The sequence below is a fragment of the Bacteroidota bacterium genome, from assembly GCA_039111535.1.
Classification (GTDB): Bacteria; Bacteroidota; Rhodothermia; order Rhodothermales; family JAHQVL01; genus JBCCIM01.
This window is the reverse complement of the sequence record JBCCIM010000002.1, coordinates 26,010-48,677: the sequence shown is the minus strand read 5'-3', so window position 1 is coordinate 48,677 and position 22,668 is coordinate 26,010. Positions and strand designations below refer to the sequence as shown.

The following is a 22,668-nucleotide window of genomic DNA, read 5'->3' as shown; positions in this document are numbered from 1 at the left end:
CCAGGACCTCGACAGCCCCGTTCGTCTACCCGACGCGGTCTGTAGATCCGCCCCCACGAGGTACGCTCACCTTGTGCATATACCATCAGGTACGGCTTTTGGTTTTGTTTTACCAGCGCTGATACCAATCATGCCCCTCTTTTAAAAAACCTGCTGCTGAAACGGTTTATCCGTTCCAACCCGGGTTATCGCTGACTGGACCATACGATCCAATCTTTCTGCTATTACAGTCAATTTTTGCACCCTGAGTATTGCATGAGCAAAGAGAGCGAACAGCCTGCCGGAGGGAATCCGCTTGTTGAATACGAGCATGAGCCCACCTTTTTTATCGATATTTCTGAAGAAGACCTGGAGCGCGTCCTTGAGGAGCACCTGGAATGGGTGAACTCCAGCGGACAGCGTGGTAAACGGGCCAACCTGGAGCGCGTGAACCTGGTTGGTGCAGATTTGCATGGGGCAAATTTGACCGAAGCCAACATGTGTCAGGCAAATTTGTCCAAAGCCAACTTGCAGGGCGCCGGCCTTTCCAAGGCCAATCTTCAGGGTGCCATGATGGGCGGGGTTAATCTCCAAAAAGCCAGTTTGTGGGGCAGCGATCTTCAGGGTGCGCGGCTCTCACTGGCGAACTTGTCAGGCGCAAACCTCTCCCAGGCCAATTTGTACCGCGCTAATATGCGCGAATCGAATTTGTCGGGTGCAAACATGACGCGCGCCTACCTGCATGATGCCCGGCTCTCGCTTTCCAATTTACAGGGTACCATTCTCGGTCGCGCTGATTTGCAGGACGCCACGCTGCACCACGCGGTGTTGTATGAGGCAAACCTGCAGGAAGCAAATCTGCACGGCGTGCGGGGTCTTCAGATCAAACAGCTGCGCGGCGCGAATATGTCGAGTGCCCAGTTGCCGGCTGGTATCGAAGACACCGACTGGTTAAAGCACGTCGAAGAAACCTCGAGAAAAGGCAGTCGGCTCTTCCTGATTAAACTGCTTTGCTGTTTGTATGCATGGCTCGTGGTGTCGTCTACGCAGGACATCCACCTGATCACGAATATGGCTGTTTCGCCGCTACCATTAATCGGTACCAAAATCCCGGCTGCCAGCTTTTTCTGGGTGGTGCCGATGATTCTGTCGGTTCTGTTTATCTATTTCCACCTGTATCTCCAGCGGTTGTGGGAAGACCTCGCGGCGTTTCCTGCGGTATTTCCTGACGGCAAGCCACTCGACAAAAAAGTGTACCCATGGCTGATGACCGGGATCATGCGCGCGCACATCCCGCATCTCCGTGATTCGCACTTGCCATTTTTTGATCTGCAAAAAGCGGTTACAATCCTGGTAGGCTGGTGCATCGTGCCGGTCACGATTGGCTATTTTGGGTTGGGATATCTCGTAAAAGCAGATCCGTATGGCTCAGCGTTTCACTTGCTGCTGTTTGTGCTGATTAGCGGAATGTCGTATTCGTTTTACACAAACGCTGTAGCAACGCTCAAAGGCTACAAGCGCCGGCGGTTCTCGTGGCGTGAATGGTCGAGTGATTCGCGGACACAAAAAACGGCAATGGTTGGGGCCTTGGCAACGATGCTGTGGGCGTTTGTGTTTTTTGGCCCTGTTCCTCTGCCACGCGCAAACATGGCGTCGATGGACCTGCGCGGTGCGGCCCTCAACGGCGCCAACCTGCAAGAAGCCACACTCGACGGAGTAGACTTCCGCGCAGCCCGGCTACGCGATGCCGACATGAGCAACACAACCCTGTTCTCCGCCCAACTCGACAACGCCGACCTGACAGACGCAAACCTTGCCGGCGCAGATCTGAAAGCAGCAACCCTGGTTGGTACAAACCTGATGGGCGCCAATCTCAACGGTGCAGACCTCCGCGGTGCACAACTGGATGGCGCAATCTTTACCAACGCCACATTCCGCGGCGCCAACCTGTCGCGCGCGCAACTGATGGGGGTCGCCGGCCTGACCAGTGCCCAACTCTGCCAGGCCGAAACCATGATCCACGCAGTGCTAGACACAGAGCTGGTAAGCGAAATCATGAACGACTGCGTATCGGTATGGATGGGGCCGCAGGAGAATTGATGGAGTGCCGAATTTCGATTGCCGAGTGTCGAATGGGGCAGGGTTGGCAACATTCTTTACCCATGTCATCCTAGCAGTATGAAGGATCTCTGGGTGGGAGTCGCAAAGTTCGCAAAGTTCAAAACCTTGCCCGGAACAAGAGCCTAAAAACAGCATTTCACAGCATTCCAGAATTAATTGCCCTATAGCTCAATTGGCAGAGCGTCGGATTCTGGTTCCGAAGGTTCAAGGTTCGACTCCTTGTGGGGCAACAAAAAGCCGGCACCCGTTGGGTAGCCGGCTTTTTTGATTGCCAAATTTCGAATAGGGTATAGCGCAGTTCCTCACTTCTGTTATGCTAAGCCCTGCGCAGCATCTGGGCAAGCAGAATTGTGGTGGCTACAGGTATGTATCTCTTGACTCTGGATCAGGAGGATCCAGGTTCGAGTCCTGGTAGGGCAACCTCCGAGGGCTGATCGTTTACTGAAGCGGTCAGCCCTTTGTTTTTTGCCTCAATATCGGCCTTTTTGCGGTTGAAAAGGGCGATTGCCTCGTTCAGTCGCGTGGTTCGATAATTGCCCTGGTCGTACGTTAGCTTTTCCGGGAATATTAAACCAACCATTTTCTGTTGAATGGGTAACTCTGCCTTTTGGAAGTAACCGGGTAGATCAGAAATCAACGCCATACCGTACCGGGCATACCTGTCGAAATCGGTTTCCATTTCCTCCAGGTTTCGGCGCTCCGCTTCTAGCTCCTGAAGTCGATGCCTCAGCCGGCCCTCCAGTCGTTCGTACGCATCCGCTCCGATTTTGTCGTCTATATACTTTTCGGTTGCTGACGTAAGGCGCTCCTCCTGTTTTCTGATGTCCCGTTCTACCCGCGCCAGGGCATCGCTCTTGTTGCCTTCTTTCTGCCTGAAAATGTCTTCCATGATGTGCAGGTACAACAGGGCAATCTCTTCTGGTGGTTTAATTGCTTTCAGGTAGTCGGTAAATCTATCGTTGGCTTCAGTAGCGCGGAAACGCTCCTTACAGCCGTGCTGGCAGTGGTAGTAGTAATACTGCCCACCATTACCACGCGTCTTGCTGCCTGTCAAATTACCGCCACATTGCCGGCATACCAGAAAGCCTCGCAACGGTAGCTCTGAATGCTGGCGCTTTGGTACTTCTTTACGTTTGCCGTTAGCCCGCTGGATAATATCCTGTACCCTGTAGAACAGAGCTTCGTCGATCAGGGCTTCATGAATTCCTTCCACGGTTTCCTCCGGCTCGTCACGATACGCCGGCACGGTAATCTTGCCGATATAAAACGGGTTCTGGAGCATCTTGGTGAAGATGTTCTTGCTACACACAAATCCCATGCGGTTTAATTCGCGTCGGATTTCCTCCATGTAGTATGCCCCTTCTGCCATTTTCTCGTAAGCTAGACGGATGAATCGGGCGTCATCATTAGGAATTACGATGGGTCTGTTCGCTGCGTCACGGGCATTTTTGTACCCCTTTGGAGCCATGCCGACCCAGCGCCCCTCTAACTTTGCTCGCCGCATACCGGTCATGGTGTTGAGTCCTCGCCGGTCGTTCTCTACTTCTGGGGCAACCAGATAGAATGCCAGCATGAACTTGTTCTCGGGGACGCTGAGATCAACAGGCTGCTCCACGCAGTACACCATGATCCCCTTCGATTCGAGAAGGCGGATCATGGCATATGCGGATTCAGCATTTCGGGCAAACCGATCCCATTTCAGAAAAATAAACAGGTCCACCTTATCAGCATTTGCGTTGATAAACTGGAGAAATTCCTGAAAGGCGGGTCGCTCGAAGGTTTTCGCCGAAGCGTCGTCTTGATAATGTTCGACCACTTCGATGTCATTTAGGCGGCAGTAGGTTCTTAACCGCTCGTCCTGGTACCTGAGGCTATACCCCTTTTCGGCCTGTTCGTCGGTCGACACGCGAGTGTAGATCACTGCGTTCTGTTTCTTCGGTTTGGCTTTTGAAGATCTCATAGTCGATAGAAGCTAGCTGATACAAAAAGTCTCTAGCTTGCTTTATTTCGTCATCGGTATAGTTTTCACCGTTGCTGTTCAGGATCTCCGCGCATCTTTCGAGGGAAAGCATAATTCCTTCCGAAAGGTACGCCTCTGGGGTCTCCAGTCAGCACACCGGTTTGAAAAAGGCCTCCGGGGCTTCCGGTTAGCATGTCGTTAAAAGTTTTTAATGATGGTGCGTTTGGCATTGAGGATCTTTCCATCCCTACGCTTAACGGTCATGTCCTGGAAGTCGTGCTCGTTGAGCAACTGAAAAACAGTGGGAGCATCCACACGTTCTTCAAGCTCCAGTGTCTTGGGTTGTCCATTCTTACTCCGGACGGTAATACTCTCATAATTCCCCGTACGAAGAGCAAAAAGCACTTCGAATTCATTGTCATCGACTTCTACGGTCTGCTCAAAAAGCGGCGTAAGATCCGAATTGGGGAAAATTGATTGTAGGATGGGGTTTATGTGGAGTACGGTGTAATCCTTCAACTCGAAGAAACGCAGGGTTGCACTGTACTGCTCGTAATAAACGGGTTCTGCGATTCCATCCTGGAAAACCAGCAGGTAGACAGGCTTTCGAAGGGTCAGCGCCATCGCGATGTAAATTTCAAAAAAGGAAATGCGGCGTTTATTCTTGTCGATAAACGCCGGCCCCTCGAATAGGCTGGTCTGGACTTCTTTTAGCTTGTCGATGGACCAGCCAAAGTTTCTAAGCTTGGTTACGGTTTTTAACCAGACCAGATCGATAATGCTGAATTTACGCCAGCCTTTTTCGCCATCACGTTCAACATTTATCAGTCCTTGGCTTTCCCAGTAATTTGCCACGCGTGAGGTTACTTCTGCTTCCTTCACGGTGAAGCGACTTTCGTTTAGGAACGCTGAGGCATTTTTGCCTTTGTCGGTTGTTACATAGTCTATCGCAGTGCGGTCGAAACCGTCGCCACGAAAAACGGCGCTTTGAGATGTCTTCATGTAAACCTTACGTTATTGTAAGGTTTAAGGTTGGCCCAGAAAAATGGTTCCCAGATTTGTTTTCAGAAATGTACTTAATTTACCACGACGGCTTTCAAGAGCCAGCTAGAGAAGCGTTCAGATTAGTGTCAATGACTTCCCGTTACACGTGCGCTGGAGGGTAGATTTACCCAGCCTAATTCGCGCAGGTGATCCCACGCTACAATGATGTGCTCGGGCTTAAGTTGCTTGCGTTTTCGCTCGTTCCATGCATGTAAGGCAGCGATTGCTTTTTCTGGGTCCTTTGCAGTTTCCCCATCTTCTTGAAAAACCCAATGTGTTGATGCAAGTAACTCCATGCCATACGGTGATTCAAACCCTTCCGCGAGTTCTCGGATACGGGTAAGATGCGAACTTAATAACTCTCGTTCCTCTTGTTGCTCCAGCCATTTCTTTGCCTCGCTAATGGCGTTGGGGCTTAGCGTTAGCTCGGTTTTTATGTCTGCGCGGTCACCATATCCCTCAATGTAGTGGCCGGCCATTCGTTGCAACATATGATGAACGGCTTCGGCGTAAGGACCATATCGCTCTTTTTTGAAGTCGAGCTTGAGCGGGACGCCGCTGGCCTGCAAAAAATAGAGCAACTTCTGAATTTCGAGCAATCCAATTTTGTAGTTCATTACCTTGTATAATGCCATTAAAAACACGATCAGCGCTGTACCTTGGGTCATATTCGGCTTTTTTGTACGAATCGGGATTTTGTCAGCCGTCGGTGCATTACCGGGGGCGAATAACTGCACTTCTACGTCAGGCAATACAGCAAACGCCTGTTCAATTCGTGTTCGAACATCGTTCCAGTTCAGACCACCATTGCCGCAGCCAAGCGGCGGGATAGCAATAGACTTGATTTCGCGTGTATGGATTTCTTCGATCAGCGCCTGGAGACCTGATTCGATGTCTGCCATTTTAGATTTTCCACGCCAGTGATTTTTTGTGGGGAAATTGATGATATATCGGGGGGGATCAGCCGATTTTTCGAGTCCGCCGCGATCATGCACCAGCATCATACCCGTTTTGAGTGCATGCTGGTCACAAACTTTTTTGTAGATCTTGTAATTCTCCGGATATGCCTGTTTGAATTGCAGCGCAATGCCTTTACCCATGACGCCAACACAATTTACCGTGTTGACCAGTGCCTCGGCAGAGGCTTCCAGTAAGTTGCCGCGTTTCAGGTGTATCATGGCAGGCGTTGTTTCACAGTGTAACTGTTCAAATATACTACGATTTTGTGTCAAAAAGGATCAATAATACCAGTCGTTCTTGATATTTATGTATACATCCAGATCGAATTCGGCTAAGATTTTTTTGACACTGGTTTCCATGCGCTGAGATTGCACCGCAATGCCTAGCCAGGAAGACACAGGCACAAAATCATGGATAAGGAACTCGGCCTGCCTTCTTCTTTGCCGATCAGTATCGTCTACGGTATCGGTCCAGTAGGTCGCTTTCATTAGAGGCCAGTCTATATTTTCGATTGCGGTTTCGTTGTCGTAGAAATTGCTGAACCGCATTGCCGCATGGCCGTCAGAAAAGACAAATCGGTGGTTGTTTTCGCGTACTTTTTCAATGGAAGTCACGATATAGATCATGTCTCGCTGTCGGCCCTTTTTGTGGATCGAATACAGCATGGGAGGGCGATTGCAAAAGAAAAAAGGGACATAGTCGTGTAATGTGCCTCGCGGTCCGCACGGGATTTGACGATGCGCCCGCCGTTCTTGAATATGTGCATGTGAAACGTCGGTGTAAGCGCCGGCTACGAGACGATTATGCGGCAAAAGGCCCCCGGCTTCCAAGATACGGGAGAGGTTGCTGATAGGAGTGATATGGTAGAGGAGGCGTGGGTCCATTTATTAAGAGTCAACAACACCGGCCACAACGGCTTCCAGGAGCCGGCTAGAGACGCCCTGTGAGGTCGCTAATTTGGTCTCTAGTTCGTCGCACTGGGCCATGAGCTGGTCTACCTTGGCGACGATGCGGCGTTGTTCGGGTAACGGTGGGAGAGGAAAATGCCAGGAAGCTAAAATACTGGTATTCAAGTTAGGTTGTCCTTGTCCTTGGTTTATATTTCGAAACGAGGACGTTTGTTGATACAAGTATAAATATGAGTAGTTGTTTATTTCGAAAGAGTGAAAGTTTCGTAAGACGGCTACACCGTCATTTATACAACCGCTAATCAAACTAATTTTGGGAACGCCCAATGTGGCTCCACTATTGGTGATCAGCAAATCATCAGGGCTTATCAGTCGACTCTTTTTCTTTCCTTCCTCTGTCAACCCATCCTTTGTTCTTGTTAGATATTTTTCATCATCTTTGGTGATTTCATAGACTGTAATCCAGGGGATGTTGCCACCAAAATAGAGTGGATCACCACTAGGTCGAGGGGATCCTCCTCGCGAAATTTCGAAAATTGATTGCAAGGTTGTCCATTGCCATGTAACCGGAATTTCGAAAGGTGGGACATCCGATATCAGGTTAGAAAAAGGTTTATCCTTCTTGATCTTCCCTTCCTTCACTAACCGCGCCTTCTCCTCCGTAATCCGTTCCAGCAGCACCGACGCCGGCTCATCGTTCACATCTTGCGGGACGAGCTTACCCTGGACGGCGAGTTGTAAGATGCCCTGGCGAAGTTCCTGGACGTTAGCGGGGTCACTGTACAGCAGGTCAAAGTTGTCCCGAATGCGTTTCCAGTTACGGGTGAAGATGGTTGGGCTGTTACATGCCAAGAGGGTCTGTACGGCCGCGCTGTTGGCTTTTACACGTACCTTCTCGCGTTCAGCCTGCTGTTGCTCCAGTTCGTCGCACAGGGCCATGAGCTGGTCTACTTTCGCGACGATGCGGTGTTGTTCGGGGAGGGGAGGTAGGGGAAGAATAAGGGGAAATAAGTCACCCTTATTGAAACCAGCTTGAGCGGAGCGAGAAATTCCAGTTACGGGGTTTTGAAATAAACCCGTTCGTAGCATATTTATTAGGTACTCTTTTGCAAAAGCACCATTGGGATAAACCAGCTTGGCAAGTGCGACGTTGTACGCTCCACGCATTCCTGTAAAGATTTTTCCAACAGAAGCTCCATACCTGCCAATCAGTATATCGTCTTCTGTACAAAACCTTCGAACGCGATCTTCTGGAACATAAGTAGGCACGGGCTTCGTGCCAAAATCCCTGATCTGAAGAAGCCGAATATATCCTTGCCCCGGCGAGTCCATAAAAGTACTCTTTGGGGGTTGTGTCCCTCCTTGGATATCGAAAGCAAAACCGAATCTGAAAAATTTCCACTCCGCCGGCAACTCAAATGGCACCTCATCAGGATCAATCGCCGGCAGCTTTTTCGGCTTCTTTATCTTCCCTTCCTTCACCAGCCGTGCCTTCTCCTCCGCAATTCGTTCCAGCAGTACCGAAGCCGGCTCGTCGTTCGGGTCCTGATCCACCAACTTCCCACGAATCGCGACATCCAGGATCAAGTGCCGCAACTTAGAAACACTGTCCGGCGCATCCAGGAGAAGGTCGAAGCGCTCTATCAACATCTCGATTTCCCTCATCCAAGCGCCTCCATCAATTCCTTTTTGAGCGCTTCACGGGTCTGCTTCACGCCGGCCTGGATCAGCTCATATTTTGCCAACAGGGTGTCCGGATCGCCGGGGCCGTCATCTTCGGTGTTCGGGTTCTTGATGTCCAGGTTATAGTCACGCTGCTTGATCTCGTCGATGGATACCCGCCATGCGTACTCGCTCTCTTCACGGTTGTCCCACCACGCTTTTTCCGGCTCAAATTCATCGATGCGTATCGGTTTCGTCTTCGAGTAGCTTTTATACCCTTTCGGATAAGGGTGCTCGTAGTACCAGATCTCGGTTGTCGGTTCTCCTTTGGTGAAGAACAGTAGGTTGGTATTAATGCTCGTGTACGGCGCAAATACACCTTTAGGTAGGCGCACGATGGTATGCAGGTTGCACTCTTCCAGCAGTTTCTCTTTGATGCGCGTTTTAGTGCCTTCTCCAAACAATGCCCCATCCGGTAATACAATGGCGGATCGGCCGGCCGGCCTGAGCAGACGCATAATCAGCACCAGAAAAAGGTCAGCGGTTTCTCGGGTGCGGTATGCTTCGGGGAAATTGTTTTCAATACCCGGTTCTTCTGTACCACCAAAGGGAGGATTGGTAACAATGATGTTTACTTGATCTCCGGGGCCATAAGAACGCAGTGGAGCCGCCAGCGAGTTATCCCGCTTTACATTGGGTACTTCGACGTCGTGAAGGATGAGGTTCGTCAGGCACAGCATATGGGGCAACGGCTTCTTTTCCACACCTCGGATCATACGCTGGAGTTGCGCACGTTCATCGACCGACTTGATACCTTTACGCCTCAAATGTTCGATGGTATCTACCAGGAAGCCACCCGTACCGCATGCGGGATCGAAGACCGTGTCTCCCAGCTTCGGGTCTGTCATCTCCACCATAAACCGGGTTACAGCACGCGGCGTGTAGTATTCGCCAGAATTGCCGGCACTCTGGAGGTCTTTGAGGATCTTCTCGTAAATGTCGTTAAAGTGGTGTCGCTCTTTTGAGGAGACGAAGTCGATTTCGTTGATCTTGTTCGCAACCTGCCGGAGGAGGGTGCCCGACTTCATGTAGTTATACGAATCCTCGAAAATGCTCCGTACTACCAGCCCGCGTTGATCAGTGGTTTGGACTTCTTTCAGTCCTGGAAAAAGCTCGTTGTTGATGAAGTCCAGGAGCGAGTCGCCCGTTATGCCTTCATCGTCAGCCGCCCAACTTCTCCAGCGTAGCGTCTCGGGGATGGGGGAGCGGTAGCCCTCCTCCATCATTTCATATTCTTCTTCCTTTGTATCGAAGATCTTGAGAAACAGCATCCAGACCAGTTGTGAAATGCGCTGAGCATCGCCGTCCACGCCGGCGTCTTGCCGCATAATGTCCTGGATAGATTTTACAGTAGGCGAAAGAGACACTATCGAATTTAGGGTTTAGGTTTAGAGTTCATCCAGGGACAAGTACTTTCTTGAAATTTAGCTTGTTAGCTAGTTCGTCCTGGTCCTCTGTGTGCAGTAGATCGATTACATGGTCGTATTGTGCGGTCAGAATGTCTATAAATTGATCACCGTTGACAAGTTGAATGGGTACTTTGTCCGGGTCGTTAGCGCTATTCTTGGCCTTTTTACTATAACTGGACAATGTGATAAAACAGGCGTGGGCGTCACGTTTAAGTGCACCTCTAAAGTTTCGGATGGCGCTTTCCTGCACTTTGTTGGTTTGCTTATATCGTTTTACCTGGACCTGAAGAAAGATAGTTGCAATACCTTGTACATTGAGTTCTCCCTCGAAGTCAGTGCCGCCATCAGCACCTCTTGTACTGATGGGGTCTTTGGTTGGTGAAAAGCCCATAGTCTGCAAAAGGTAGCTTACAAGGACCTCAAACTCCTTATCGTCCAACTCTAGAAGTAAATTGCGGATGGGTTCGTAGTAGTCTTGTTCCTTGACTTTTTTGCGGGCGACCGATATCGCGTCGTCACCATCATAAGGGAAGCCGGCGGCCTGACATACTTCCCCGATCTGATTGACACGAAAAACCGTAAGCATACTCCGGAGCGTGTTTTGGAGCGGTATTGAAAAATCTTTACGATTGAGGATCTGCTTATTCCATTTTACCTTGATGCGATGGGTATAGGGAGAAGAAGTGTCCGTTTGGGCATATGATTTTCCTACTACACGGCCGGCGATCATTCTGCTGTCGTTATATGGAGTAAGAACTACATCACCGTCTTCAACTGCATTCAAGAAGCGGTAAATCTGACTCACATTTTGTGCTGACCTTCCAGGTTTATGATCGGGGTAAACTAGTTCGTACGCAGTGCGCAGCTTTTCCTTATTCTTCTTCTCTTCTTCGGCCAGCGCATCCTCAAACCAGCCGATACCTGCATATCCATTGTCTTTGAATGCCTGGGTATGAGCCCCATAATCAACCCTAACCACAAATACCTGCATAGTGTTAACTCGCTAAAGTGTAAATTTCCCGCTCCAGTTCTCGGACGGCCTGAAGAAACTGCTTTTTGCCGCCGAAGTGCCGTACTATTTCAATGGGTGAACCCAACTGGCTAATAGGGTGAACTTTCAGGACTTCCATTTTTTCTATCTGTTCTACTCCTTGATCCGCATACTTGTCCAGGAGTGCTTCTAGCACTTGACGAGCTTGATCTCCATACTTGGCGAAGTAGTTGCGCTTGCGCACATTCTCGGCCCGTTCTTGACGTGTGAGAGCCGGCTGATCGTATGCCACATGACAGATCAAATCAAAGGGGCCTAGATCTTTACCTACTTCCTCTGCTAGTGCCTCATAAAAAATACCCTTATCCAGTAACTCGGCCAATAACGTTTCCTTTTTCTGGGCGCTGCTCCAATGTTGCAGGAAGTCATCCAGTGACGCAAAGGATTTACGCAGGTTTTTGCGGGAATAGTCGCGCAGTGACTCGGTTATCAATTTGCCGTCTGGGCCGTAGTATTGAACCCGCTCGTTCACCACTTTTACTTCTACATTATCTACGTGGTATTTGTACTGCCGGCCATCCTCATCTTCACTTTCAGATTCGCTGGTATCAACGGGATCTGGTTCTGGAGGGGTGATCGGGTCCTCACGTCCCGGTATGTAAATCTGAACGGGTTCACCGTCAAAATCTGGATCGGCAAACAGGTTTGTCACGCCCCGGAAGTCGATGATGGTGAAACTATGTTTACCGTAATCTTCCCGGATGCGTGTACCCCGTCCTATAATCTGCTTAAACTCTGTCATAGACCCAATATTTGAGTCTAGCACAATCACTTTACAAGTCTGCGCATCAACACCCGTTGTTAATAGCTTCGAGGTGGTAACGATGGTCGGGTACGTGCTTTCCGGATCAATGAAGGTATCTAGCTCGCGTTTACCCTCCATATCGTCACCGGTGATCTTCATCACATAGTTACCGTTCTCTGCAACTTTGTCTCCGTTCTCATTGACTAACGCATGTCGCATCCGGTCAGCGTGTTTGATATCGATGCAGAAGACAATGGTTTTGGCATACCTGTCTGTTTTTTTTAGATACTCCGAGACCTTATGGGCAACCAAAAGGGTGCGTTCCTCGATCACGAGCGTTCTATCAAAGTCTTTCCGATTGTAGATCCTGTCTTCGATGGGATTACCGTTAATATCGAGCCGGCCTTTTTCTGGTCTCCAGCCCTCCAGGTCTCGGTCGAGATTGATTCGGATGACACGGTACGGAGCCAGGAAGCCGTCGTCGATGCCCTGTTTAAGGGAGTAGGTATAGACGGGCTTTCCGAAGTAGTCGATGTTAGAAACGTACTTCGTCTCTTTTGGGGTTGCGGTTAGACCAAGCTGGACGGCTGAATCAAAGTACTCCAGGATTTCTCGCCATTCTGAATCCTCTTTTGCGCTGCCTCGGTGGCACTCGTCGATTACTATCAGGTCGAAGAAATCCTTCGAAAACTTTCTGTAGGCTTTGTCTGCTTCATTGGGGCCAGTCAGCGACTGGTAAAGCGCCAGGAATATTTCGAACGATTTATCAACGTTCTGCCGGCTGAACTTTGTGACGATATCACCGAACGGCCGGAAATCATTTGTTTTGGCTTGATCGACCAGGATATTACGGTCAGCCAGGAAGAGGATGCGGTTAACTTGGCCGGCCTCCTTGAGCCGCCACATGATCTGAAAAGCCGTGAATGTTTTTCCTGTACCGGTTGCCATAACGAGCAGCAACCTTTTATCGCCACGTGCTACCGCTTCGACAACTCGGTTGATGGCAATTCGCTGGTAGTACCTCGGTTCTTTGCCGTCCAGTTCGGTGTAATACTCTTCCTCGATAGCCTCTGTCTGCTCCTCTGTAATGCCCTTAAAACGCTGGTAACGCTGCCAGAGTGTTTCCGGAGAGGGGAACGCATCAAGCCCGATCTGTTTCTCCTGGACGCCTCCAGGGCCTGTAACATCGCGCTCCAAAAAGGCGTCGCCGTTGGAAGAATAAACAAATGGAACGTCAAGCATATCCCCGTAGGCGACGGCTTGTTGGATGCCGTGACCCACAGTATGCTTATTATCCTTCGCCTCGATAACGGCCAAAGGGAGGTTGTTTTTGTAGAACAGCAGGTAGTCGGCCCGGCGCGGTGTTCCTCGTTTGTAAACTGCACCCTGGGCGTGGATACGGCCTGGAGAAATGGGGTATTCGCGGCGGATCTGTTCTAACGACCAGCCGGCCTTATGTAGTGCCGGCGTGATATAACGGTCACAGATATCTATTTCTGATAGATCCCTCTTGGACATAGTAGCCAATTTTTGAAAGTGCGTAACATAGAAATGCAGGCACTATAAACATTCAATTCAAATAAGGGAGGCTACGAAAAAACGAATTGATAGACAAGTAAATGAGTGGTAGTAGAAAAATAGTGATTGTAGCTTTTTAGTAAAGAAATGGACAACTTTTTAGTCAAACATATTTTCTAATAATCATCTGTCCAATTTCAAGCTTCTGCCGCTTGTCGCATGCGCACATTTATTACTGAACAAGATGCATAGAATTCTTTGAAAATTTCGATGTTGTTATCTAGCATTTTATCCCCAGTCTTTGTGTTAAGCACTTTACTGCTTCCGATTACAATTCGTTTTTTGCGCGGACGAGTAAGCGCCACGTTTAACCGATTTGGTTGAAAGAAAAATTCGGCCCTGTTTGCAGCATGAGACGGGTCGCTCGTTGTTAGTGAAATAAGTATGACATCGCGTTCTTGGCCCTGAATACGCTCCACAGTATCAACTACAATATTTTCAAGCCAAATTCGTCCATTTTCTAGTTTTCTTATCTGTTCTCTAATCAGTCTGCCCTGTGCGCGATACGGTGCGATGATAGCGATTTCCTTAGGATTGATACCGCCGGCGATCATGTCCTTCACTAGATGCGCCGACAATATCGCTTCCTCAGAGGATCGCATCCCACGCTTTTCGTGACCAAGGTCTACAAATACGCTAGGTCGTTGTGGATTGAGTATTGCTTTGAATCGGTCAGGTGCATGATTTAGTTTGATTTGATTGTTCGCGCATGAGGCTGCCGTTTGCAGGTTGCCCATATAGAATTGTTTACTTGGAAAGTCATTTATCTCCTTGTTCATACGATATGTCGTGTCCAGCATTGTACCAGGGGCATGGGCAAACAATGACTCAAAGATCGATTTCGTAATTTGTTTATCTCTGTGCTCTGCTACAACAACGGGCGGCATTTGCTTATGATCGCCGATGAAGATATAGCGTTTGCCGGCAAGCATACCTGCGAAAGCAAGAGGGAGGGTTACTTGGCCGGCTTCATCGAAGATTACGGTGTCAAATTCTATGTCCGATAGTCTGCGTGTCCGTACTGCGAAACAGGTTCCTCCCACGATTAATCCCTTTTCTTCATGTGAGTAAGGGGATAATGAAAATTTCTCATAATTTGCAACGGACCCACCATTCCATGACAAGTCTGTAGCGTTAGTGGTCTGCCCAACTTTACAGATCTTATCGAATCCCGTAGTTCTAGCAGTTTTGACCAGAGCGTTGTTGATTGCACGATGAGTGAAAGCAGTGATCAGTACTCGTTCGCCATCTTGGGCAAGCCTCGCAGCGAGATGGGCAAGTACCCAGGTTTTACCTGTACCGGGGGGGCCCTGAATCAGATAGTAATTCTGAGCAGCATATGCTGCTAAGTAAGCTTTCAACTGCTTTGCATTAAATCCTTTTTTTCTAGCCTCAGATAACACTTGTTCTGCTTTCTGTCTGCTAAGCAAAGGCTTAAGGTCGCCGTTTAGTTTCTGTACAAAACGCTGGTACATCTCTTTGTTATGCTCCAATTCGCTAAGCACCTCTTTCAATATGCGGCGAATGTCGACGTAATCGTTGTCAAGTATCCAGCCAGATCCAGTGATGCCTGAGAAACTCTCTCTGTAGCCTGGTTTGAGTTCCAATTCAAGCCCATCGTCTCGTAGTACTTCACATGATATGCCATCGGCTGGATTATTTTGATGGATGCGGAGTCTACTGCCAATACGGAATTTAGATATGTTGAGTCGGCACCGTACTCGCAATTTTGCTAAATCATGAGAAATAACATCAATGTCGGAGATAGCTTCGCCTTCAGAAACGCGTTCTGCGAGTGGTTTTTTCCATATTTCTTTGACCTGCTTAATACTGGTGTCATACTCCAGATCGATATACCGATCGAGTCGTTCAATCAGGTTTCTCATTCTTGAGGGAATTGTGATGTAGAGGAGCGGGAAGGGGGAGATGCTCTTTATAGACGGGTGCTGACGTGAACACTTAGAATGGTGCTCACTTAGAACTTATCGTTGCAAACTTCTTTCGCTTCGAATTAAAGAGATGTCTATTCGCCTAATCGAATGGTCCTAGTCATGGAGTTGTCAATCAAAGATTGGAGCGGGTCAGTAAATTCCTTTGTTAGGTAGACAATGCCATCGAATTCTTTTTCAAGCCTATCATCAACAAGTTTTGTAATCTCGATTAAATGTTTAACTGACACATCACTCAGATCCCGCGTCCTGATCTCGTCCAGCGTCCGTTGAAGGACCTCGGCTAGCACCTCGATCTTTTTCTGCTTCAGTAACCCGTGTTTCTCCAGCAGCCCTTCAACGTGGATGTAGCGCAGGTTTACGATCTCACGCTCAAACTCCTTATGCCACTTAATCAAGGTCGGCTTCGATACATCCAGCTCCTCAGCTATTTTATCGAACGAGTAGCTCCGTGCCCGTAGTTCGATAAATCGCTCTTTCGTGTCCATATTCTTCATCGTTTTGCCTCTTCGCTTCTCTTTTATACCTGGTTCTAATCCTTTAAGGGAGGTCGCGGGTTAACGGGAATTCGCCCTGAAATCGCTCATTTTAGCATCTAAAGGCACGACTGGCAGCAAAGGCTGTAGTTCGAATAGCCGTTTTAGGTCCTGTAGGAAAAGGTTCGATAATGAAACTGGCAGGGCAACCATTTACCCCTCAGCCTGAATCTCCTTTGCGATCCGTTGTACTTCATCGAGGACGCGGAGCAGGTTACCGCTCCAGATTTTTTCGATCTGCTCTTCTGTGTACCCTCTGCGCACGAGTTCGAGGGTGACGTTGAAGGTCTCTGAGGCATCGTCCCAACCTTCAATGCCGCCGCCGCCATCAAAGTCTGAGGAGATCCCTACGTGATCGATACCAATTTTTTCGACGAGGTAATCGATGTGGTCAACAAAATCAGCTACGTCGACTGGGGATACATCGAGCTCTTCTTTTTGCGCCTCAAACGCTTCCTCCACTGGTGCTGTGCGCTGGTTGTATGCTTCCCGCTCTTCTTGTGACATGCGGAACAACGCACCACGGCTAGCGACAAGCTCAATACCCATCTCATCTGCAATGGCCCTGCGCAAGGAGTCTTGCCCGGCCCGGTAGCGATTACTTTTCTCTATATCTACATACCCCGTGAAGGCAACGGTTTGGATGACGCCGCCGTTTTCTTTCAGGGCCATCAACTGTTCGTCGTCCAGATTGCGGCTTACATCGCTCAAGGCGCGCGCTGATGAGTGTGACGCCATAACGGGGGCGCGTGTCAGCTCAAACACTTCCATGTTTGCCGCCTTGGAGGGATGGGAGATGTCGATCATGATCCCCCATTTGTTCATCTCAGCTACCGCCTGCCGGCCCAGGTCGCTCAATCCATTGTGCATCCATCCGCCTACACGCTCTCCTGTATGGGAGTCTGAGAATTGGTTGTGCCCATTGTGCGCCAGCGACATATAACGCGCACCAAGATCATGAAATTTCTTGATGTTATCGAGATCAAGGCCCACCTGGTAAGAATTCTCAAGGCAGATCATCGCGACCTTTTTTCCTGAGGCTGCAATCCGGCGTACGTCATCAGAGGTATAGGCGATTTCAATGCGATCAGGTGCTTTTTCTCCAGCAAGCCAATGGATGGCGTTGAATTTATCCATGGCATCTTGGTAAGCCTGCGCATAGCCTTCTTCGTGTAACGGCCCCTGACCAACATATACCACCATCCAGGCAACGTCCAATCCCCCTGCTTCCATTTTTGGCAGCGTTACCTGCGTGGGCAGATCCATGGTATAGTTGCGTGCGTCGGTGAAATTTGAGGGCCTGAAGTCTACGTGTGTGTCGAGGGTAATAACCCGCTCATGGATGCCACGGGCGCGTTCAATGAGTGCTGACTCATCTTCTACGTCTGGAATTGCTTGGGCTGAAAGGTTATCTGGCGACTCACAGCCGATCAGCACGAGTATCAAAAGAAAGAGTACCAACCTGTAAGAGGGTAATGTGTAATTCATGGCACAATTGGTGGGAAAGGGAATGCGTTCCAATTTAGGGTAAATTCAATTCAAATGAGTGTTGGGGTCTTGGTAGAGGCTCCCTGCTAAAACGAAAAATCAACCACTACAGGGAGGTGATCAGATAACGTCTGTGTTGTGTCGTCGGCCACGATATAGGACTGTTTCACCTGATCCGCCAATACCTGATTTGCAAAGACGTAGTCCAGTCTTCTCTGATCACCGTGTTCTCCTTCTTTTTCAATTAAGGTAGGATAGCTGCCGGTGAATGTGTAATCCTCCGGCCGCATTCCAACTTCCAGATCAGCAAAGCCTTGATCTAGCAACTTCTGAACGGCCCCATAATCCAGCATCCCATCACGAAGATTTGGCTCATTAAAGGCTTTATACCGTTCACTAAAAAAAGCTTCCAACCGGCCATGGGCATAATAGACCGAGTCGTCAGGTGAGAAGGTATTGAAGTCACCGGCCAGGAGAATCCTGGCATCAACTGGTAATTTCTGTATATCAGCTAAAATTAAATCGATTTCCCGGTTTCGAACTTCCCAGTCGCCGTGATGGAGGTGGATTATATAAAAGTACATGCCTTCAATCTTAACCCTTAACAGGCCATGCTGAAATCCTTCCCTCAACCTGTGTATATCCTCTATCGGGTATTTTGAAGTTACGCCGGTTGGAAATCCATCTTCTTTGAGCAATTCGCTGTATTGATGCCCCCACAGCTTAGCATCCTCGGCGAGTTTTTCAGGCGTGTATTCATTGAGCTCCTGGAGAGAAACTACATCGGGTTGTTGATGCTGCATCCACTGGATCCATCGTGCTTTTCTGTCAGGGGCTTTGGTGAACCCGTACCATACGTTGTAGGTGATCACGCGGAATTCTTGACCCGCATCCTGTGCGGCATTTTCGTTCTGCTCAGATGTACAGCCTGTTATAACAGCTAAAAACAGGAGTGGCGCAATTTTATTAATCATGTGACTCTGTAGTTTGTACAGCTTCTTCAGGTCCTGCAAAGAGGGTTAATAATGCAACTACGAGGTCATTTTACTGCACCGGGTCATCCTCAGGCACCCGATAGTGCACACGTAAATCGGATAGCCTTTGATGCAGGTCCTCGCGCACTTCGGCGTAGGTTGGGTCGTCGTAGACACTCTGCAACTCATCCGGGTCGGCGGATAGGTCAAATAGCTCCCATTCGTCGATATTGTAGTAGTGGATGAGCTTGTGCTGGTCTGTGCGGACGCCGTAGTGGCGTTCGACCATGTGGGGACCGGGGTACTCGTAATACTGGTAATAGATCGCATCCCGCCAATCTGCCGGCGTCTCGCCTTTCAGGAGCGGCACAAGGCTCGTGCCCTGCATCGCGTCTTCTTCCGCCACATCAGCAATGCCGAGGAAAGTTTGCGCCAGATCCAGGTTCTGCACCAGGTCTGTGTTTTCGCTGCCGGCCTCCACTACGCCCGGCCAGCGGACAATCAACGGGGTTTTTAGCGACTCTTCGTACATCCACCGCTTATCGAACCAGCCGTGATCACCTAGATAGAATCCCTGGTCGGAGTTGTAGATGACCACGGTGTTTTCATCGAGACCGCTCTCTTCGAGGTAATCCAGTAGCCGGCCGAGGTTGTCGTCTACCGAACGGATCACGCGTAAATAATCTTTGATGTACCGCTGGTATTTCCACCGAAGTAGCGCATCACCCGTTGGGTTTTCATCCAGCATTTGTTGGTTTTTGGGCTCATAGCTGGCATCCCATGCGGCGCGCTGCGTTTCGTTCATCCGGAAGTATAGTTCTTCTGCCCGTTCGTGCAGTCCCATCCGATTGGGGTCCGGGCGTTGGCGTACTTTCAGGTCCCAGTTGTAGTCCATGTGCCGGCCAATTTCCATTTCCTGGGTTTTGGCAGCTGAGGTGCGGCCTTCATAATCATCAAACAAGGTAGCCGGCTCTGGCATTTCGATATCATCGAAGGTGGTCAGGTGATCTGTTCCTGGCGACCACCGCCGATGCGGGGCTTTGTGCTGGTACATCACCATAAACGGCTTCGACTTATCCCGGCCCATTTGCAGCCAGTCCAGTACTTTGTCGGTAATGATATCAGTTACATACCCTGTTTCCTGTATCCGGCCTTCGGGGGTTCGGAAGTCGGGATTGTAGTAGTTGCCCTGTCCCGGAAGGACTTCCCAATGATCAAATCCTGTGGGTTGCGTTTTTAAGTGCCATTTCCCGATCATGGCGGTCTGGTAGCCGGCCTGCTGGAGCAGTTTTGGGAAAGTCACCTGGGTAGAGTCAAAAGGCTCGCGGTTGGTTGGGACGCTGTTCAGGTGGCTGTGCAGCCCCGTCAGAATGACGGCGCGGCTTGGCGCGCAGATCGAGTTGGTGACAAACGCATTGCGGAACAGCATGCCTTCCGCCGCCAGGCGGTCCATGTTGGGCGTCGGATCTACAGCTGCCAGGGGCCCGCCATAGGCACCGACGGCGTGGGGTGCGTGGTCATCAGTGAAGACAAAAATGATGTTGGGCTGTTGCTTCTCTGGCGTTGTTTCACATCCTGAAAAGAAGACCAAGGTGATGATGATGAGCAGGTATTGGTGGAATCTGTTCACAATACTGTTGGTTTGGTGGGGGAAGCTGTGCCGGCGGGTTTTCTTTTGATGCACCCGCGTCAAGGCGTGTTTTAACCAACAAAATTATAAGATGAAGGTCAATGCAAGGTTCAAGACGACGCTCACGCATAGACTAGCAACTGAAAGAGGCCAAACGGCTTGATGATGTAAGCATGTGTGATGGGAAATACGCGATGCCAAGACCCAATACGCAGGTAACGGATAATCGAGTACAGCACAGGGGTGTGCGATGTGTCAAGGGCATTGTTGCGTTTTTAGCGTCGTTGATCGCCCTCGATCCGAAGTGAGATATCCAGTTAATCCAGAGGTTTGTGGATTAAAGGTTCGTTAGAAATTATTCATTCATGAGAATAACCATGCTTTCCTCGCTACCGACAAGAACATGCCCTGTAGAAGGATGGGCGAGTAGCTTCTTGGCCGTAAAAGGTATGCCATCTTCCTGATCCAAAACCCCTTCAAATCTCCCCTGTGCATCCAGGAGTACGATGATTCCCTGGTCATAAAGAATGTATCATCGGCCAGCTTTGTCGAATGCCACATCGCGGGCTGCGCCGAAAAAACTGGCATTGGGCATGCGAGGCTTCTTGATACCAAACAGCACAGGATTAATACGCTTGCCGTCCCATTTTTCTATGGCTGAACCAACGATTCCAAGCGTATTGGATGGCGCATGATAGGCAAGCGCCGAGGCCGCATTTTTAGAAATACGTTCAGAATTACCATCATTGTCGAGTGCGACAACCCCTGCTCCGGTTGCTGTAAAAACTTTTCCAGTTTCAGGGACATCGATCCAGCTACGCATAGCGGTCAGTGGCGAATTAGAAACGGGGATGGACTGGACTATCACATTATCCTGTAACGCGTGAATGACCGGAGGGTCTTTGGCTCCGAAAGGCAACGGCATGTATGTCAACAGTAACTCTCCTGTAGATTTGCCCAGCATTCGGAGCACATGCTTATTTTGTAATCCATCCTCGGTGCCTAGCACGTCGTATGTGTTATTCGCCAGTTGTAATAGCCCTTCAGCACCAAGGGTTGCATAGATTTCATCATCCGTTCCATACTGTGCATCTCCATAAATTCCAGTCGGTAAGGCTGCTCCTGGCTGCCAGCGTCGAGATACGTGCCATTTGCCGGCGGCTTGTTCGATTTCGGCCAGACCAGATTCTCGGCCGGAAAGCAGTACCCGTTGGGTGACCGCTTGTACATCCATGGGCAAGGCGCTTGCTGGTACAGCATTCGATTGTTCCTCCGGCGCCGTAACCAGTGCTACGAGGTTCTTTGCTTCATCAAGTTGGAATACACCTTTTGAAGTGCCGACAAGCCAGGAGCCATCTGGTACACGATGAAGAGCGGTGATTTCTGCGGGTAATGCTGATATCTCCGTGCGTATTGCCTTGCCGTGGGAAAGACGCCACAGGCCCTTGCCAAAAGTAGCTGCTACCAGTTGGCCCGATTGCCATTCAGGGACGAGCGCAGTAATCTCCACATCTAACATGGATAATTCTGGTGCGACAGGGGTCAGTTGTTCCGTTTGTAGGTCCAACTCGTATACACCAAAAAAAGACTGTCCGGACACTCTGAACTGAATGCTCAACGCCAAATTGTCCGAGAGCGGTGTGGCGCTTATGCCCAGGATCTGTTCCAGAACAGCAGGTTTATCAGCATACTGGAAGTTTTGAGGTACAATGGTTTGGAGTTGTGTCCCACATTGCTGAAGGATCACGTTTTCAAAGTGTTGCTGCTTAAACGAGGTCCCGGCGAGTACCATACAACCTGTCATTTCATTAAAAATAGCAACTGAAGTACCGCCCCAGCCAAGTGAAGCCGGGATGTGCAAGGTATCTAAACGGCCATCTTTGTAAGCAAACATCTGAGAGGGGGCGAAGCGTTGTTCCAGCATTGCTTCAGCTTGTACCTGAAAATAAAAGGTCCCATCAAGTGGTGAAACCACTCCGGGACCAGTGCTGAAGTAGTCCGGGGTTTTCTGTTCAGCGTTCCACGAATTGGCTGGTTGTGGTACAAGTTTAACAGCAGAGCTGCCATCCCATTGTAGCGCTGAAACCCCGCGTTCTGTGCCGATATATACTTGACGATTAACTGGGTCTGCCGAAATAAATTGGATCCGTTCCGAAAACAAACCATGATCAATATTCCAGCTAGCGACCTGATTATTACCATCGAATACCCTAACACCGCCGCCAGACGTGGCTGTCCAGGCGAAATTTTCGCTTGCTTCTATGGACTTTATGTATTGAGAAAGTGCTGGCAAGCGCTGATAAGATCGTAAAGGCTTTTTGAGGGAATACACGTGAGCCGGTGCGTCTGCGGGGACTCGAATTGTGTCGCCTGCCGCCGAAAAGCATTCCACGTAAAAATCTATGATACTGCCATGAGCCTGTTTTGGAAGCGTGGTTGTTAACTGATAAACACGCTCGTCGATTTGCTGTTGGCTCAAGGGCAATTGCACCTCACGCGCACTGCCTTCTGTATCGATAATGCGGGCAATCAAAACACCGGATAGTGGTCCATCACCTTCTATATCAATGCTTACCTTCCGGTTGGGCATATTCCTTTGTGGTACCGTAACGGA

Annotated in this window: 16 protein-coding genes and 2 tRNA genes; 4 read left to right on the top strand and 14 right to left on the bottom strand. The window is 49.6% G+C overall.

The window, feature by feature from the left end:
• Positions 1-255: 255 nt before the first annotated feature.
• The 4 genes from AAF564_00595 to AAF564_00580 all read left to right on the top strand — a co-directional run bounded on the left by AAF564_00595 (position 256) and on the right by AAF564_00580 (position 3,427).
• Positions 256-2,079: a pentapeptide repeat-containing protein gene (locus AAF564_00595; protein MEM8484007.1), complete on the top strand. Its 1,824-nt coding sequence runs from the start codon at positions 256-258 to the stop codon at positions 2,077-2,079.
• 178 nt (positions 2,080-2,257) lie between these two features.
• A tRNA-Gln gene (locus AAF564_00590) sits at positions 2,258-2,330 on the top strand.
• Positions 2,331-2,451: 121 nt separating this feature from the next.
• Positions 2,452-2,520: transfer RNA gene (locus AAF564_00585), tRNA-Gln, on the top strand.
• Between the two features lie 685 nt (positions 2,521-3,205).
• Entirely contained in the window at positions 3,206-3,427 is a 222-nt protein-coding gene (locus AAF564_00580) for a hypothetical protein (GenBank protein ID MEM8484006.1), read from the top strand.
• Positions 3,428-3,971: 544 nt separating this feature from the next.
• Here AAF564_00580 and AAF564_00575 read toward each other — a convergent pair.
• The 14 genes from AAF564_00575 to AAF564_00510 form a co-directional block, all read right to left on the bottom strand.
• A complete protein-coding gene (locus tag AAF564_00575; GenBank protein MEM8484005.1) occupies positions 3,972-4,172 on the bottom strand; it encodes a hypothetical protein in 201 nt (66 codons plus the stop codon).
• Positions 4,173-4,258: 86 nt separating this feature from the next.
• Positions 4,259-5,062: a MerR family transcriptional regulator gene (locus AAF564_00570; protein MEM8484004.1), complete on the bottom strand. Its 804-nt coding sequence runs from the start codon at positions 5,060-5,062 to the stop codon at positions 4,259-4,261.
• 128 nt (positions 5,063-5,190) lie between these two features.
• Positions 5,191-6,282, bottom strand: coding sequence for a macro domain-containing protein (locus tag AAF564_00565; GenBank protein MEM8484003.1), 1,092 nt, complete (start codon positions 6,280-6,282; stop codon positions 5,191-5,193).
• Between the two features lie 60 nt (positions 6,283-6,342).
• On the bottom strand, positions 6,343-6,948 hold the full coding sequence (locus AAF564_00560) for a DUF4433 domain-containing protein (GenBank protein ID MEM8484002.1): 606 nt from the start codon (positions 6,946-6,948) through the stop codon (positions 6,343-6,345).
• A 3-nt stretch (positions 6,949-6,951) separates the two neighbouring features.
• Entirely contained in the window at positions 6,952-8,637 is a 1,686-nt protein-coding gene (locus tag AAF564_00555) for a restriction endonuclease subunit S (protein MEM8484001.1), read from the bottom strand.
• On the bottom strand, positions 8,634-10,061 hold the full coding sequence (locus tag AAF564_00550) for a class I SAM-dependent DNA methyltransferase (protein MEM8484000.1): 1,428 nt from the start codon (positions 10,059-10,061) through the stop codon (positions 8,634-8,636). The genes AAF564_00555 and AAF564_00550 overlap by 4 nt, the downstream gene beginning before the upstream one ends.
• A gap of 28 nt (positions 10,062-10,089) precedes the next feature.
• Positions 10,090-11,094, bottom strand: a complete 1,005-nt coding sequence (locus tag AAF564_00545) for a restriction endonuclease (GenBank protein ID MEM8483999.1) — start codon at positions 11,092-11,094, stop codon at positions 10,090-10,092.
• A gap of 4 nt (positions 11,095-11,098) precedes the next feature.
• Positions 11,099-13,417: a DEAD/DEAH box helicase family protein gene (locus tag AAF564_00540; protein ID MEM8483998.1), complete on the bottom strand. Its 2,319-nt coding sequence runs from the start codon at positions 13,415-13,417 to the stop codon at positions 11,099-11,101.
• 197 nt (positions 13,418-13,614) lie between these two features.
• Entirely contained in the window at positions 13,615-15,363 is a 1,749-nt protein-coding gene (locus AAF564_00535; GenBank protein MEM8483997.1) for an AAA domain-containing protein, read from the bottom strand.
• Positions 15,364-15,500: 137 nt separating this feature from the next.
• Positions 15,501-15,923, bottom strand: coding sequence for a hypothetical protein (locus AAF564_00530; protein ID MEM8483996.1), 423 nt, complete (start codon positions 15,921-15,923; stop codon positions 15,501-15,503).
• Between the two features lie 192 nt (positions 15,924-16,115).
• Complete coding sequence (locus AAF564_00525) at positions 16,116-17,450, bottom strand: dipeptidase (protein MEM8483995.1); 1,335 nt, start codon at positions 17,448-17,450, stop codon at positions 16,116-16,118.
• 86 nt (positions 17,451-17,536) lie between these two features.
• A complete protein-coding gene (locus tag AAF564_00520; GenBank protein MEM8483994.1) occupies positions 17,537-18,424 on the bottom strand; it encodes an endonuclease/exonuclease/phosphatase family protein in 888 nt (295 codons plus the stop codon).
• Positions 18,425-18,494: 70 nt separating this feature from the next.
• Positions 18,495-20,054, bottom strand: coding sequence for a sulfatase (locus AAF564_00515; GenBank protein ID MEM8483993.1), 1,560 nt, complete (start codon positions 20,052-20,054; stop codon positions 18,495-18,497).
• Positions 20,055-20,586: 532 nt separating this feature from the next.
• Entirely contained in the window at positions 20,587-22,587 is a 2,001-nt protein-coding gene (locus AAF564_00510) for a hypothetical protein (protein ID MEM8483992.1), read from the bottom strand.
• Positions 22,588-22,668 lie beyond the last annotated feature (81 nt).

What these genes read in the sequence shown, in the direction of transcription:
- AAF564_00595 (MEM8484007.1), top strand. Translation starts at nt 256, where the DNA reads ATGAGCAAAGAGAGCGAACAGCCTGCCGGAGGGAATCCGCTTGTTGAA.
- AAF564_00580 (MEM8484006.1), top strand. Translation starts at nt 3,206, where the DNA reads ATGCTGGCGCTTTGGTACTTCTTTACGTTTGCCGTTAGCCCGCTGGAT.
- AAF564_00575 (MEM8484005.1), bottom strand. Translation starts at nt 4,172, where the DNA reads ATGCTTTCCCTCGAAAGATGCGCGGAGATCCTGAACAGCAACGGTGAA.
- AAF564_00570 (MEM8484004.1), bottom strand. Translation starts at nt 5,062, where the DNA reads ATGAAGACATCTCAAAGCGCCGTTTTTCGTGGCGACGGTTTCGACCGC.
- AAF564_00565 (MEM8484003.1), bottom strand. Translation starts at nt 6,282, where the DNA reads ATGATACACCTGAAACGCGGCAACTTACTGGAAGCCTCTGCCGAGGCA.
- AAF564_00560 (MEM8484002.1), bottom strand. Translation starts at nt 6,948, where the DNA reads ATGGACCCACGCCTCCTCTACCATATCACTCCTATCAGCAACCTCTCC.
- AAF564_00555 (MEM8484001.1), bottom strand. Translation starts at nt 8,637, where the DNA reads ATGAGGGAAATCGAGATGTTGATAGAGCGCTTCGACCTTCTCCTGGAT.
- AAF564_00545 (MEM8483999.1), bottom strand. Translation starts at nt 11,094, where the DNA reads ATGCAGGTATTTGTGGTTAGGGTTGATTATGGGGCTCATACCCAGGCA.
- AAF564_00540 (MEM8483998.1), bottom strand. Translation starts at nt 13,417, where the DNA reads ATGTCCAAGAGGGATCTATCAGAAATAGATATCTGTGACCGTTATATC.
- AAF564_00535 (MEM8483997.1), bottom strand. Translation starts at nt 15,363, where the DNA reads ATGAGAAACCTGATTGAACGACTCGATCGGTATATCGATCTGGAGTAT.
- AAF564_00530 (MEM8483996.1), bottom strand. Translation starts at nt 15,923, where the DNA reads ATGAAGAATATGGACACGAAAGAGCGATTTATCGAACTACGGGCACGG.
- AAF564_00525 (MEM8483995.1), bottom strand. Translation starts at nt 17,450, where the DNA reads ATGAATTACACATTACCCTCTTACAGGTTGGTACTCTTTCTTTTGATA.
- AAF564_00520 (MEM8483994.1), bottom strand. Translation starts at nt 18,424, where the DNA reads ATGATTAATAAAATTGCGCCACTCCTGTTTTTAGCTGTTATAACAGGC.